This is a genomic window from Pseudomonas morbosilactucae (genome assembly GCF_023241665.1).
Lineage (GTDB): Bacteria > Pseudomonadota > Gammaproteobacteria > Pseudomonadales > Pseudomonadaceae > Aquipseudomonas > Aquipseudomonas morbosilactucae.
Window position 1 is genome coordinate 138,285 of record NZ_JALQCX010000005.1, and the last position, 13,997, is coordinate 152,281.

At 59.7% G+C, this 13,997-nt stretch carries 14 protein-coding genes; 12 read left to right on the plus strand and 2 right to left on the minus strand.

What is annotated here, in order from left to right:
- Nucleotides 1–28: 28 nt before the first annotated feature.
- The 12 genes from atpE to M1B35_RS02680 all read left to right on the plus strand — a co-directional run bounded on the left by atpE (nucleotide 29) and on the right by M1B35_RS02680 (nucleotide 12,117).
- Nucleotides 29–286 carry a F0F1 ATP synthase subunit C gene (gene atpE, locus M1B35_RS02625; RefSeq protein WP_002555987.1) on the plus strand — a complete coding sequence of 86 codons (258 nt, stop codon included), beginning with the start codon at nucleotides 29–31 and terminating at the stop codon, nucleotides 284–286.
- 57 nt (nucleotides 287–343) lie between these two features.
- Nucleotides 344–814, plus strand: coding sequence for a F0F1 ATP synthase subunit B (locus M1B35_RS02630; RefSeq protein ID WP_123327988.1), 471 nt, complete (start codon nucleotides 344–346; stop codon nucleotides 812–814).
- Nucleotides 815–826: 12 nt separating this feature from the next.
- On the plus strand, nucleotides 827–1,363 hold the full coding sequence (locus tag M1B35_RS02635; protein WP_123327987.1) for a F0F1 ATP synthase subunit delta: 537 nt from the start codon (nucleotides 827–829) through the stop codon (nucleotides 1,361–1,363).
- A 21-nt stretch (nucleotides 1,364–1,384) separates the two neighbouring features.
- Entirely contained in the window at nucleotides 1,385–2,929 is a 1,545-nt protein-coding gene (gene atpA, locus M1B35_RS02640) for a F0F1 ATP synthase subunit alpha (protein WP_123327986.1), read from the plus strand.
- Between the two features lie 50 nt (nucleotides 2,930–2,979).
- A complete protein-coding gene (gene atpG / locus M1B35_RS02645; RefSeq protein ID WP_123327985.1) occupies nucleotides 2,980–3,840 on the plus strand; it encodes a F0F1 ATP synthase subunit gamma in 861 nt (286 codons plus the stop codon).
- A 27-nt stretch (nucleotides 3,841–3,867) separates the two neighbouring features.
- On the plus strand, nucleotides 3,868–5,244 hold the full coding sequence (gene atpD / locus M1B35_RS02650; protein ID WP_123327984.1) for a F0F1 ATP synthase subunit beta: 1,377 nt from the start codon (nucleotides 3,868–3,870) through the stop codon (nucleotides 5,242–5,244).
- 44 nt (nucleotides 5,245–5,288) lie between these two features.
- Nucleotides 5,289–5,714, plus strand: a complete 426-nt coding sequence (locus M1B35_RS02655) for a F0F1 ATP synthase subunit epsilon (RefSeq protein ID WP_123327983.1) — start codon at nucleotides 5,289–5,291, stop codon at nucleotides 5,712–5,714.
- A 117-nt stretch (nucleotides 5,715–5,831) separates the two neighbouring features.
- Complete coding sequence (gene glmU, locus M1B35_RS02660) at nucleotides 5,832–7,199, plus strand: bifunctional UDP-N-acetylglucosamine diphosphorylase/glucosamine-1-phosphate N-acetyltransferase GlmU (protein WP_268261142.1); 1,368 nt, start codon at nucleotides 5,832–5,834, stop codon at nucleotides 7,197–7,199.
- A gap of 189 nt (nucleotides 7,200–7,388) precedes the next feature.
- A complete protein-coding gene (locus tag M1B35_RS02665; protein ID WP_123327981.1) occupies nucleotides 7,389–8,156 on the plus strand; it encodes a DeoR/GlpR family DNA-binding transcription regulator in 768 nt (255 codons plus the stop codon).
- A gap of 10 nt (nucleotides 8,157–8,166) precedes the next feature.
- A complete protein-coding gene (gene glmS, locus M1B35_RS02670) occupies nucleotides 8,167–10,014 on the plus strand; it encodes a glutamine--fructose-6-phosphate transaminase (isomerizing) (protein WP_268261143.1) in 1,848 nt (615 codons plus the stop codon).
- A 138-nt stretch (nucleotides 10,015–10,152) separates the two neighbouring features.
- Entirely contained in the window at nucleotides 10,153–11,115 is a 963-nt protein-coding gene (locus M1B35_RS02675) for a bifunctional GNAT family N-acetyltransferase/nucleoside diphosphate kinase regulator (RefSeq protein WP_268261144.1), read from the plus strand.
- A 246-nt stretch (nucleotides 11,116–11,361) separates the two neighbouring features.
- Nucleotides 11,362–12,117, plus strand: coding sequence for a FadR/GntR family transcriptional regulator (locus M1B35_RS02680; protein ID WP_123327979.1), 756 nt, complete (start codon nucleotides 11,362–11,364; stop codon nucleotides 12,115–12,117).
- Nucleotides 12,118–12,162: 45 nt separating this feature from the next.
- Here M1B35_RS02680 and M1B35_RS02685 read toward each other — a convergent pair whose 3' ends face one another.
- Both M1B35_RS02685 and M1B35_RS02690 read right to left on the minus strand, forming a co-directional pair.
- On the minus strand, nucleotides 12,163–13,053 hold the full coding sequence (locus M1B35_RS02685) for an SMP-30/gluconolactonase/LRE family protein (protein WP_268261145.1): 891 nt from the start codon (nucleotides 13,051–13,053) through the stop codon (nucleotides 12,163–12,165).
- A gap of 35 nt (nucleotides 13,054–13,088) precedes the next feature.
- The gene (locus M1B35_RS02690; RefSeq protein ID WP_123327977.1) at nucleotides 13,089–13,913 is read right to left on the minus strand and encodes an NAD-dependent epimerase/dehydratase family protein; all 825 of its coding nucleotides are present in this window, start codon (nucleotides 13,911–13,913) and stop codon (nucleotides 13,089–13,091) included.
- Nucleotides 13,914–13,997 lie beyond the last annotated feature (84 nt).

Sequence of the window (13,997 nt, forward strand, 5' to 3'; positions counted from 1 at the left end):
CCATACGACGTAAAAGTCGGGAGGAAAGATGGAAACTGTAGTTGGTCTAACCGCTATCGCTGTTGCACTGTTGATCGGCCTGGGCGCACTGGGTACCGCAATTGGTTTCGGCCTGTTGGGCGGCAAATTCCTGGAAGGCGCTGCTCGCCAACCAGAAATGGTTCCAATGCTGCAAGTTAAAATGTTCATCGTTGCCGGTCTGCTCGACGCCGTAACCATGATCGGCGTTGGTATCGCTCTGTTCTTCACCTTCGCGAACCCCTTCGTTGGCCAACTCGCTGGCTAATCACTCGATTATTCGAGTTGATTGGTGTGATGGACAACGAACGAGCGAGGTGTTGGCGTGAACATTAATGCAACCCTGATTGGCCAGTCCGTTGCGTTCTTAATTTTTGTACTGTTCTGCATGAAGTTCATTTGGCCTCCGGTCATTGCTGCTTTGCACGAACGTCAAAAGAAGATCGCGGATGGACTGGACGCTGCCAACCGAGCAGCTCGTGACCTGGAACTGGCCCAAGATAAAGCGGGTCAGCAACTTCGCGAAGCTAAGGCTCAGGCAGCTGAAATCATTGAGCAAGCCAAGAAACGCGGCACTCAGATCGTCGACGAAGCCCGTGAACAGGCTCGTGTCGAAGCTGAACGTGTGAAGGCTCAGGCTCAGGCCGAGATCGAACAGGAACTGAACGGCGTCAAAGACGCGCTGCGCGCCCAACTGGGCAGCTTGGCGGTCAATGGTGCAGAGAAGATCCTGGGCGCCACAATCGATCAAAACGCGCACGCAGAGCTGGTTAACAAACTGGCTGCTGAAATTTAAGCGAGGGCGATCATGGCAGAATTGACCACGTTGGCCCGACCTTACGCTAAGGCGGCCTTCGAGCACGCTCAGGCCCACCAGCAGCTGGCCTCTTGGTCAGCCATGCTCGGCCTGGCTGCAGCGGTGTCACAAGATGACACCATGCAGCGCGTGCTTAAGGCCCCGCGACTGACGAGCGCAGAAAAGGCCACCACGTTTATCGACGTGTGTGGCGACAAGTTTGATGTCCAGGCACAGAATTTCATTCACGTTGCCGCCGAAAACGACCGTCTCCTGCTATTGCCGGAGATCTCTGCTCTGTTCGACCTGTACAAGGCCGAACAAGAGAAGTCGGTGGATGTGGATGTGACCAGTGCTTTTGCATTGAACCAAGAACAGCAAGACAAACTCGCCAAGGTTCTCAGTGCACGGCTCGGCCGGGAAGTGCGCCTGCACGCTGCGGAGGATGCCAGCCTGATTGGTGGCGTCGTAATCCGCGCCGGCGACCTGGTTATCGATGGCTCGATTCGCGGGAAACTCGCGAACCTTGCCGAAGCATTGAAATCTTGAGTTTGAAGGGGCAGCAGAGCAATGCAGCAACTCAATCCTTCCGAAATAAGTGAAATTATCAAGGGCCGCATCGACAAGCTCGATGTGACCTCCCAAGCCCGTAACGAAGGCACTGTCGTCAGCGTATCTGACGGCATCGTGCGGATTCACGGTCTGGCCGACGTTATGTACGGCGAGATGATCGAGTTTCCGGGCGGCGTCTACGGTATGGCCCTCAACCTTGAGCAAGACTCTGTAGGTGCCGTTGTACTGGGCGCATACACCTCTCTGGCTGAAGGCATGAGCGCCAAGTGCACCGGCCGCATCCTCGAAGTTCCGGTTGGTAAGGAACTGCTGGGTCGCGTAGTCGACGCACTGGGTAACCCAGTTGACGGCAAAGGTCCGCTGAACAACACCGAGACCGACGCGGTCGAGAAAGTTGCTCCAGGCGTGATCTGGCGTAAGTCGGTAGACCAGCCTGTACAGACTGGCTACAAGGCTGTCGATGCCATGATCCCAGTCGGCCGTGGCCAGCGTGAGCTGATCATCGGTGACCGTCAGATCGGTAAAACCGCTCTGGCGATCGACGCGATCATCAACCAGAAAGACAGCGGCATTTTCTGCGTCTACGTAGCGATCGGTCAGAAACAATCGACCATCGCTAACGTGGTTCGCAAGCTGGAAGAAAACGGCGCCCTGGCCAACACCATCGTTGTGGCCGCCAGTGCTTCCGAATCTCCTGCGCTGCAGTTCCTGGCACCGTACTCCGGTTGCACCATGGGCGAATTCTTCCGCGACCGCGGTGAAGACGCGCTGATCGTTTATGACGATCTGTCCAAGCAAGCAGTGGCTTACCGCCAGATTTCCCTGCTGCTGCGCCGTCCACCAGGCCGTGAAGCTTACCCAGGCGACGTGTTCTATCTCCACTCCCGTCTGCTGGAGCGCGCATCCCGCGTTTCGGAAGAGTACGTAGAGAAGTTCACTAACGGCGCAGTGACCGGCAAAACCGGTTCCCTGACCGCTCTGCCGATCATCGAAACCCAGGCTGGCGACGTTTCCGCGTTCGTTCCGACCAACGTGATTTCCATCACCGACGGTCAGATCTTCCTGGAATCGGCCATGTTCAACTCCGGCATCCGTCCGGCAGTGAACGCCGGTGTTTCGGTATCCCGTGTAGGTGGCGCCGCTCAGACCAAGATCATCAAGAAGCTCTCCGGTGGTATCCGTACCGCTCTGGCTCAGTACCGTGAACTGGCGGCATTCGCCCAGTTCGCTTCTGACCTGGACGAAGCGACCCGTAAGCAACTTGAGCATGGTCAGCGCGTTACCGAGCTGATGAAGCAGAAGCAATACGCGCCAATGTCGATCGCCGACATGTCGCTGTCGCTGTATGCCGCTGAGCGTGGGTTCCTGACTGACGTCGAAATCGCCAAGGTCGGCAGCTTTGAACAAGCGCTGATTGCTTACTTCAACCGCGATCACGCCGATTTGATGGCGAAGATCAACGTGAAGGGTGACTTCAATGACGAAATCGACGCTGGCCTGAAAGCCGGTATCGAGAAGTTCAAGGCCACCCAAACCTGGTAAGCCGCAGCGGGAGCCGCAAGGCTCCCGCTTGCTAACCTGATAGGTGTTACATGGCAGGCGCAAAAGAGATTCGCAGTAAGATTGCGAGCATCAAAAGCACGCAAAAAATTACCAGCGCCATGGAAAAAGTGGCGGTCAGCAAAATGCGCAAGGCACAAATGCGCATGGCTGCTAGCCGTCCTTATGCGGAGCGCATCCGCCAGGTTATTGGTCATCTGGCCAACGCCAACCCGGAATATCGTCACCCTTTCATGATCGACCGTGCTATCAAGCGCGTCGGTTACGTTGTGGTGAGCAGTGACCGTGGTCTGTGTGGTGGCTTGAACACCAACCTGTTCAAGGCCCTGGTCAAGGACATGGCGGTAAACCGCGAAAACGGCGTCGAGATCGATCTGTGCGTGGTCGGTAGCAAGGGTGCGGCCTTCTTCCGCAACTTCGGCGGTAACGTCGTTGCAGCTATCAGCCATCTGGGTGAAGAACCGTCGATCAATGACCTGATCGGCAGCGTCAAGGTGATGCTGGATGCTTACCTGGAAGGCCGTATTGACCGCCTGTCCGTGGTGTCCAACAAGTTCATCAACACCATGACGCAACAGCCTACCGTGGAGCAGTTGATTCCGCTGGTGGCAACCCCAGAGCAAGAACTCAAGCACCACTGGGACTACCTCTACGAACCGGATGCCAAGGAGCTGCTCGACGGCTTGATGGTCCGTTACGTGGAGTCGCAGGTCTACCAGGCGGTGGTCGAGAACAACGCAGCTGAACAAGCGGCGCGGATGATCGCAATGAAGAACGCTACCGACAACGCCGGTGATTTGATCAGCGATTTGCAGCTGATCTACAACAAGGCGCGTCAGGCTGCGATCACCCAAGAGATCTCGGAAATCGTCGGCGGCGCTGCCGCGGTTTAACGGTTCAAATATTCAGAGGATCCAGCTATGAGTAGCGGACGTATCGTTCAAATCATCGGCGCCGTTATCGACGTGGAATTTCCACGCGACAGCGTACCGAGCATCTACAACGCGCTGAAAGTACAAGGCGCGGAAACTACTCTGGAAGTTCAGCAACAGCTGGGCGACGGCGTAGTTCGTACCATTGCGATGGGTTCCACCGAAGGCTTGAAGCGCGGTCTGGACGTTATCGACTCCGGTGCAGCCATCTCCGTACCGGTCGGTAAAGCGACCCTGGGCCGGATCATGGACGTCCTCGGTAACCCGATCGACGAAGCTGGCCCGATCGACACCGAAGAGCGCTGGGGTATCCACCGCGCCGCTCCTTCCTTCGCAGAACAGGCAGGCGGCAACGACCTGCTGGAAACCGGCATCAAGGTTATCGACCTGGTTTGCCCGTTCGCCAAGGGCGGTAAAGTCGGTCTGTTCGGTGGTGCCGGTGTAGGCAAAACCGTAAACATGATGGAACTGATCCGTAACATCGCCATCGAGCACAGCGGTTATTCCGTGTTCGCCGGTGTGGGTGAGCGTACTCGTGAGGGTAACGACTTCTACCACGAGATGAAGGACTCCAACGTTCTGGACAAAGTGGCACTGGTTTACGGTCAGATGAACGAGCCGCCGGGTAACCGTCTGCGCGTAGCACTGACCGGCCTGACCATGGCCGAGAAGTTCCGTGACGAAGGTAACGACGTTCTGCTGTTCGTCGACAACATCTATCGTTACACCCTGGCCGGTACTGAAGTATCCGCACTGCTGGGCCGTATGCCTTCCGCAGTAGGTTACCAGCCGACCCTGGCTGAAGAGATGGGCGTGCTGCAAGAGCGCATCACTTCGACCAAGGAAGGTTCGATCACCTCGATCCAAGCGGTATACGTACCTGCGGACGACTTGACCGACCCGTCGCCAGCGACCACCTTCGCCCACTTGGACGCTACCGTCGTTCTGTCCCGTGACATCGCTTCCCTGGGTATCTACCCAGCGGTAGACCCACTGGACTCGACTTCCCGTCAGCTGGATCCGAACGTGATCGGCAACGAGCACTACGAAACCGCTCGCGGCGTTCAGTACGTGCTGCAGCGCTACAAAGAGCTGAAGGACATCATCGCGATCCTGGGTATGGACGAGCTGTCGGAAGCCGACAAGCAGTTGGTAAACCGTGCTCGTAAGATCCAGCGCTTCTTGTCGCAGCCGTTCTTCGTGGCTGAAGTCTTCACTGGTTCTCCAGGCAAATACGTTTCCCTGAAAGACACCATCGCTGGCTTCAAAGGCATCCTCAACGGTGACTACGACCACCTGCCAGAACAAGCGTTCTACATGGTCGGCGGCATCGAAGAAGCGATCGAGAAAGCCAAGAAACTGTAATCCCGGCGCCCGGCAACGGGCGCTAATCAGGTTGAGGCAAGCAGATGGCTATGACAGTCCATTGCGATATCGTCAGCGCGGAAGGAGAAATCTTTTCCGGCCTGGTCGAGATGGTGATTGCGCACGGCAGCCTGGGTGATCTTGGTATCGCTCTGGGTCACGCTCCGCTGATCACTGAACTCAAACCAGGTCCGATCCGCCTGATCAAACAGGGTGGGGAAGCCGAGGTGTATTACATCTCCGGTGGGTACCTCGAGGTTCAGCCGAACATGGTCAAGGTTCTTGCCGACACCGTGCAACGTGCTGCCGACCTGGATGAAGCCTCCGCTCAGGAAGCCGTCAAGGCTGCTGAGAAGGCCCTGAATGAAAAAGGCGCAGATTTCGACTACGGTTCTGCTGCTGCACGTCTGGCCGAGGCCGCAGCTCAGCTGCGCACCGTCCAGCAGATCCGCAAGAAGTTCGGCGGCTAAGCCGCAAACGTCCTGTGCGATTGATTAAAAAGGGTAGCCTCGGCTACCCTTTTTCTTTTTCTGCAACATCTCCCCCCTTTGGGTCACAGCCTGACCTCCCAGGATTGGTAGCCAGTCATGTCTCTTGAAATCGTTATCCTCGCCGCCGGTCAAGGCACTCGCATGCGTTCGGCCTTGCCCAAGGTGCTTCACCCGGTCGCCGGCAACTCCATGCTTGGCCATGTTATCCACAGCGCCCGGCAACTTGATCCACAGCGCATCCACGTGGTCATCGGCCACGGAGCCGATGCCGTGCGCGAACGCCTGGCGGCCGACGACCTGAATTTCGTGCTGCAGGACAAGCAACTCGGCACCGGCCATGCCGTGGCCCAGGCTGTGCCTTTTATCAGCGCCGACACCGTGCTGATCCTCTACGGCGACGTGCCGCTGATCGAAGTGGACACCCTGCAGCGCTTGCTGCAAAAGGTCGGCCCCGAACAGCTGGGCCTGCTCACTGTCGAGCTGGACGACCCCACCGGTTATGGCCGCATTGTGCGTGACGCCACCGGCCAAGTGACCGCCATCGTCGAGCAGAAAGACGCCAACGAAGCCCAGCGCGCCATCACCGAAGGCAACACTGGGATCCTCGCGGTGCCGGCCCAGCGCCTGGGCGACTGGATGAGCCGCCTGTCCAACAACAACGCCCAGGGCGAGTACTACCTCACCGACGTGATTGCCATGGCCGTTGGCGATGGCCTGGTGGTTGCCACTGAGCAACCCCACGACGCCATGGAAGTGCAGGGCGCCAACGATCGCAAGCAACTGGCCGAACTCGAGCGTCACTACCAACTGCGTGCCGCTCGCCGCTTGATGGCCCAGGGCGTGACCCTGCGTGATCCGTCTCGCTTCGACATTCGGGGTGAAGTCAGTGTGGGGCGCGACGTGATCATCGACATCAACGTGATTCTCGAAGGCCGTGTGGTGATCGAGGATGACGTGGTGATCGGTCCGAACTGCGTGATCAAGGACAGCACCCTGGGCAAGGGCGTGGTGATCAAGGCCAACAGCCACATCGACGGCGCGATCATGGGCGAGGGCAGCGATGCCGGTCCGTTCGCTCGCCTGCGCCCGGGCAGCGTGCTGGGAGCTCGGGCCCATGTGGGTAACTTTGTCGAGTTGAAGAATGCCCACTTGGGCGAAGGCGCCAAGGCTGGTCACCTGACTTACCTCGGGGACGCGGAGATCGGCGCGCGCACCAACATTGGCGCCGGCACCATCACCTGCAACTACGACGGCGCCAACAAGTACCAGACCACCATTGGCGACGATGTGTTTATCGGCTCCAACAACTCGCTGGTTGCCCCCGTCAGCATTGGCGATGGTTCAAACACGGCGGCCGGTTCTACCATCAATCAGAATGTGGATAAGTCCCAGTTGGCTGTGGCGCGCGCGCGCCAGCGCAACATCGACGGCTGGAAACGCCCGGTCAAAATCAAAAAGACCTGAGTTATCCACACCCTGGCTGACCTGTAGGAGCCGGCTTGCCGGCGAAAGCGTCCGAGCATCGCCACCCGGCGACCTGGAGTGATCGCCGGCGAGCCGGCTCCTACATTTTTTCTGATCGCTGCTTGACGATTTCCTTGCGATAGGTTTTGATTGCTTCCGTTATCTTTCGAATCGAAACTTAAAGCCCCCATGTCGAAACGCAATACTCCCCAACGTCGCCACAACATCCTTGCCTTGCTCAATGAACAGGGCGAAGTGAGCGTTGACGCGTTGGCCAAGCATTTCGAAACTTCGGAAGTTACGATCCGTAAAGACCTGGCGGCACTCGAAAGCCATGGCCTGCTGCTGCGTCGTTACGGCGGCGCGATCACCATGCCCCAGGAGCTGGTCAGCGACCTTGGCCAGCCCGTCTCCAAATACAAACAAGCCATCGCCCGCGCTGCGGTCAAACGCATTCGCGAACACGCGCGGATCATCATCGACAGTGGCAGTACCACCGCGTCGATGATTCCCGAACTGGGCCAGCAACCCGGCCTGGTGGTCATGACCAACTCGTTGAATGTCGCCAGCGCCTTGAGCGAACTGGAACACGAACCGGTGTTGCTGATGACCGGTGGCACCTGGGACCCTCATTCCGAGTCGTTCCAGGGCCAAGTGGCCGAGCAGGTTCTGCGTTCCTACGATTTCGACCAACTGTTTATCGGTGCCGACGGCATCGACCTGGTGCGCGGTACCACCACCTTCAACGAGCTGCTGGGCTTGAGCCGGGTCATGGCCGAAGTGGCCCGGGAAGTGGTGGTGATGGTCGAGGCCGACAAGATCGGCCGCAAGATTCCCAACCTGGAGCTGCCTTGGAGCAGTGTCCATACCCTTATTACCGATGATCGCCTGCCCCTTGAGGCCCGCGACCAGATCCAGGCCCGCGGCATAACTTTGATTTGCGCGGCTGTCAGCTAGGAGAAAAACCATGTGTGGAATTGTTGGCGCCGTTGCTGAACGCAATATCACCGCCATTTTGCTGGAAGGCCTCAAGCGCCTCGAATACCGCGGCTACGACAGTGCAGGCGTTGCGGTGTACACCAACGCCGGTACCCTGGAGCGCATGCGTCGCCCGGGCAAAGTCAGCGAGCTGGAACAGGCCCTGGTCAACGAACCCCTGGTCGGTCGTCTGGGCATCGCCCACACCCGCTGGGCCACCCACGGTGCGCCGTGCGAGCGTAATGCCCACCCGCATTTCTCTGGCGACCTGGCGGTGGTGCACAACGGCATCATCGAAAACCACGAACCCCTGCGTGAGCAGCTCAAGGCCCTGGGTTACGTGTTCACCTCGGACACCGACACCGAAGTCATCGCCCACCTGCTCAATCACAAGCTCAAGGAACTGGGTGACCTGACCACGGCCCTCAAGGCCACGGTCAAGGAACTCCACGGCGCTTACGGTTTGGCCGTGATCAGCGCCAGCCAGCCGGATCGCCTGGTGGCAGCCCGCAGTGGCAGCCCGCTGGTGATCGGTCTGGGCCTGGGGGAAAACTTCCTCGCCTCCGACCAACTGGCCCTGCGCCAGGTCACCGACCGTTTCATGTACCTGGAAGAGGGCGACATCGCCGAGATCCGCCGCGACAGCGTGCAGATCTGGGACGTGACCGGCCGTGCTGTCGAGCGCGAAGCCGTGCAATACCGCGACAGTGCCGAATCCGCCGAGAAGGGCGAGTACCGCCACTTCATGCTCAAGGAAATCCACGAGCAACCGTCCGTGGTGCAACGCACCCTGGAAGGCCGCCTGAGCGCCAACCAAGTGCTGGTCCAGGCCTTCGGTCCACAGGCGGCCGAGCTGTTCGCCAAGGTACGCAACGTGCAGATCGTGGCTTGCGGCACCAGTTACCACGCCGGCATGGTTGCCCGTTACTGGCTGGAAGAGCTGGCCGGCATTCCCTGCCAGGTCGAAGTTGCCAGCGAGTTCCGCTATCGCAAGGTGGTGGTGCAGGACAACACCCTGTTCGTGACCATCTCCCAGTCCGGTGAAACCGCCGACACCCTGGCCGCGTTGCGCAACGCCAAGGCCTTGCCTAGCGACGCCGGCGGTTATCTGGCCAGCCTGGCGATCTGCAACGTCGGCATCAGCTCCCTGGTGCGTGAGTCCGACCTGACCCTGCTGACCCAGGCCGGTCGTGAAATCGGCGTGGCTTCGACCAAGGCTTTCACCACCCAATTGGTGGGCCTGCTGCTGCTGACCCTGTCCCTGGGCCAGGTACGCGGTACGTTGGCGCCGGGCGTCGAGGCCCAGTTGGTGGAAGAACTGCGTCGCCTGCCGGTCCGCCTGGGCGAAGCCCTGGCCATGGACGGCGTGGTGGAAAAGACCGCCGAGCTGTTCGCCGACAAGCACCACACCCTGTTCCTCGGCCGTGGTGCCCAGTACCCGGTGGCGATGGAAGGCTCGCTCAAGCTTAAGGAAATCTCCTATATCCACGCCGAAGCCTATCCGGCCGGTGAGCTCAAGCACGGTCCGTTGGCCCTTGTGGATAACGACATGCCGGTGGTCACCGTGGCGCCGAACAACGAGCTGCTGGAGAAGCTCAAGTCCAACCTGCAGGAAGTGCGCGCCCGTGGCGGCCAACTGATCGTGTTTGCCGACGAACAGGCCGGCATGACCAACGGCGAGGGCACCCACGTTATCCACATGCCCCATATCCACGACATCCTGTCGCCGATTCTCTACACCATCCCGCTGCAGTTGCTGTCGTATTACGTGGCCGTGCTCAAAGGCACCGACGTCGACCAGCCACGCAACCTGGCCAAGTCGGTCACCGTGGAGTGAGTTATCCACAGCCGGACGGGGTCCTGGTTTTAGAGCATTAAAACTGTCGCGAAGGGTGCCCGTATTTCGGGGGCCTGCAGCGTCGTATAAAGGAACCGCAAACTGTCGCAGCCCCCACCGTTTGCCGAAAGAACCGTCATGGCCATCACCATGACGGGCTTCCAACCTTTACAAGTAAGTGTGCTGAAGATGAACAAGCCTTTCATTTCGCTGTGCCCTGAAATTACTCGGGCGCATGCGCTGACGCTGATGGATTGGTTGGAGGATGAGCGCGTCACCTGCTATCTGAGCGATTCGCGTCATGTCTCCCGCTCCATCGAGCACGTCATCGATCGGACTCAATTGCCGATCCTGACCCATCTATTCAATCAGGGCGGCCGATTCTTCATGGCCTATGACCGGCACGACGCTCCGGTGGGCTTTGTCCGTCTAATCAAGACCGGCTCAAATTGCGAGATAGTCCTGGTCATCGGAGACCGCGACAAATGGGGCCGAAACCTTGGCCCCCGCACGATCCGCGAAGGCATGAAACTGGCTTTCCTCGACATGCGGGCCGAGAAGCTCATCGCCAAGATCCACCCGGATAACGCGCGTTCGCTGAAAGCCTTTCTGCGCAGCGGCTTTCTGCTTGAGAGCGAAACGCTGACATTGAAGTCCTTTTCCATGACGGTGGGGCGCTATCTCCAGTTATTGCGCGAAGGGGCCGTTGGCGACTCCACGAGGATCTACATCACTGAAATCGACAAGGCCAGGCTCGAGAGTCTGATCGCGCTCGAGCCTGGCCCGGCCGTTGTGGAGCTCGAACATGAGCTTGAGCGAGCCATTGTCGTCAAGCCGCAGCAGGTGGCGGGCAATGTCGTCACGATGAACTCCAGGGCCTTGCTGCAGCTGGACGACGAAGAGATCGAAGTGGCCTTGGTCTACCCTGAAGACGCGGACAGCAACGCAGGCAAGCATTCCGTGTATTCCGACATAGGCGCCGCCATCCTGGGCTTCCAGGAAGGGGATGCCATCGACTGGCGAATTTCTGATCGGACCCGCCGGATTGAGATCAGGAAAGTGCTTTACCAGCCGGAGGCGGCGGGCGACTTCCACCTGTAATTGCGTGTTTTGCTAAACCGCTTCTGCCAGCGTAATTGCATACAAAAGCCCGGGAAATCAATGGATTACCCGGGCTTTGTGGTTTTTACCAGTCCACCTTGAACCACACCCCCGCAACCGTCGATCTAGAGCAGTTGCGGTTTTTTAAACCATAAATCAGCGAGGTTCGTACGCAAATTTACTGTTGTCGTACAACTGCGTCAGCTATCATTGGCGCTTATCAGTTGACTGAGACAAGCGTTCGCCATGGACCAACCCACCGTCCAACCTCGTACCCGCCGTAAACATCGCAGCCTGGCCCAGGAGCTGGTGACTGAGTTCACTCGGCGCATTCGCGACGGCGAGATTTCCCGTGGCAGCAAATTGCCGACCGAGTCGCAGATCATGGAAGAGCAGGGGGTCAGCCGCACCGTGGTGCGTGAAGCCATCTCCCGCCTGCAGGCCGGTGGCCTGGTGGAAACCCGCCACGGCATCGGCACTTTTGTATTGGATATCCCCAGCCCCAGCGGCTTTCGCATCGACCCGGCGACCATTGTCACCCTGCGTGATGTGCTGGCGATTCTTGAGCTGCGTATCAGCCTGGAAGTGGAGTCGGCAGGCCTGGCCAGTGCCCGGCGTACCGATGAGCACCTGCGTCTGATGCGTGAAGCCCTGGACACCCTGAATGCCAGCGTCAATCGCTCCAGCGACGCGGTGGCGGCGGATTTCCAGTTCCACCAGCAGATTTCCCTGGCCACGGGTAACCGCTACTTCACTGACATCATGTTGCACCTGGGCACCAGCATCATTCCGCGGACCCGGCTCAACTCCGCGGGCCTGGCCCATGACGACCAGAAGCTCTACTTGGAACGCCTGAGCCGTGAGCACGAGGAAATCTACTCGGCCATTGCCCGCAAGGATGCCGAGTCGGCCCGGGCAGCGATGCGCCTGCACCTGACCAACAGTCGCGAGCGGCTGCGCCAGGCGTATGAAGAAGCGGAGGAACAAGCACTGCGCGGCTAATCAGCCGCGCAGTTGTTTTCAGGAAGGGAACGTATGACGGGCTGATCAGCTCCGGGCGACAGGTTCTGCCAAGCCCTTGACCCCAGGGTTCAAGGCGAACACGCCGCCAGCCAGGGGTTGGTCGCTGAGATCGCCCTGGGGACGGATCGAGGTGACGAACAAGGTGTCCAGGCCGCTGCCACCAAAGGCGCACATGGCCGGTTTCTTCACCGGTACGGCCAGGGAACGGTCGAGTTTGCCTTCAGGGGTGAAGCGCAGGATCAGTCCCGCATCGTTGGCACAAATCCAGTAGCAACCTTCAGCGTCCACCGCGGCCCCGTCCGGGCGCCCGGGATGCTGGTTCATGTCCACGAACACCCGGCGATTGGATGGCGTGCCGGTATCCGTGTCGTAGTCAAATGCCCAGATCAGTTGCACGCTCGGGTGCGAGTCGGACAGGTACATCGTCCGTCCGTCTGGGCTGAACGCCAGGCCGTTGGGCACCACCAGGCCTTCCAGTTGGGGTTGCAGCAACGGCACGATGCCAGCCTGCTCACCGTCGTAACGGTACAACCCGCCCACGCTGTCACCGCCCATATTGACCTGCATGGTGCCGGCCCAGAAACGCCCCTGGCGGTCACAGCGACCGTCGTTGAAGCGCATTTTTGCGGTGGCGTGCTCAACCGCGGCCAGGGGCCGGGCGCGCAGTTGCCCGTTGTCCTGGGGCGTGAGATGGAACAACCCGGTTTCCTGGCCGGCCAACCATTGGCCGTCGGCACTGCGGGCGATACAGGCGAGCATTTCTTCGGATTGCCAGTGACGGGTCTGCCCGTCCGGGGTCCAGCGGTGCAGGCGCCCGGCCGGGATATCCACCCAGTACAGGGCGTTTTCAGCGCTGTGCCAGACCGGGCTTTCTCCGGTGGCGTTCTGTGCATCGACGATCAGTTCGGCTTGCATGGCGGTCCTTTCCAAAGTGGGGGCTATCGGGCGACTCAGTCGCCGAACGGGCCGGCTGCGCAGAAGGCACCGCCTTGCAAGGTGGCGTTGGGGTCATCGGCGGCCGGCTTGGGCTGCTGTTCGACCTGGCTGCGGAAGCGTTCCGAGCTGTCCTGAGGGGCAAAACCCAGGTGCGCGGCGTAACGGTTGTCCCACCACAGGTCGCGGTTGGCGGAAACGCCGTAGACCACGGTGTGGCCAACGTCTTGAGTGAGCAGGGCGCGTTCCACCAGACGGTCGAGGTCCGGGTAGCTGAGCCAGGTGGACAACATGCGTAGGTTGCGCGGTTCCGGGAACGAAGAGCCGATGCGCAGGCTGACGGTTTCGATGCCGTAGCGATGGAAATAGAAGGTTGCCAGGTCTTCGCCATAGGACTTGGACAGGCCGTAGTAGCCGTCCGGGCGACGCGGCGATTGAGCGTCGATCTTTTCGTCCTGTGGATAAAAACCGGTGACGTGGTTGGAGCTGGCGAAGATCACGCGCTTGATCCCGTGTTTACGGGCCGCTTCATAAATGTGGAAGGTGCCGCTGATGTTGGCCGCGAGGATTTCCTCGAACGGACGCTCCACCGAAATACCACCCAGGTGGACGATGGCATCCACGTCTTGGGCCAGGGCCAGGACGCCGGCCTTGTCAGCCAGGTCGCAAGGCACCACTTCCTCGTGTTCGCCACGGCTGGCGGCCATGTCGCTGATGTCCGAGACGCGGATGATGTGCGCGTGGGCCAGCAGGCTTTCCCGCAGGATCTGCCCAAGGCCGCCGGCGGCGCCCGTCAGCAGGATGCGGTTGAAGGGTTTGCGAGAGGGAGTCGATGGGGTCATGGCGGGGCCTTCCAATAAGCAGTGGTTGCGTGTTGAACGATATCCGTGGAATCTGCCGGGCGGCCGATGCGCGACCGCCGGGCA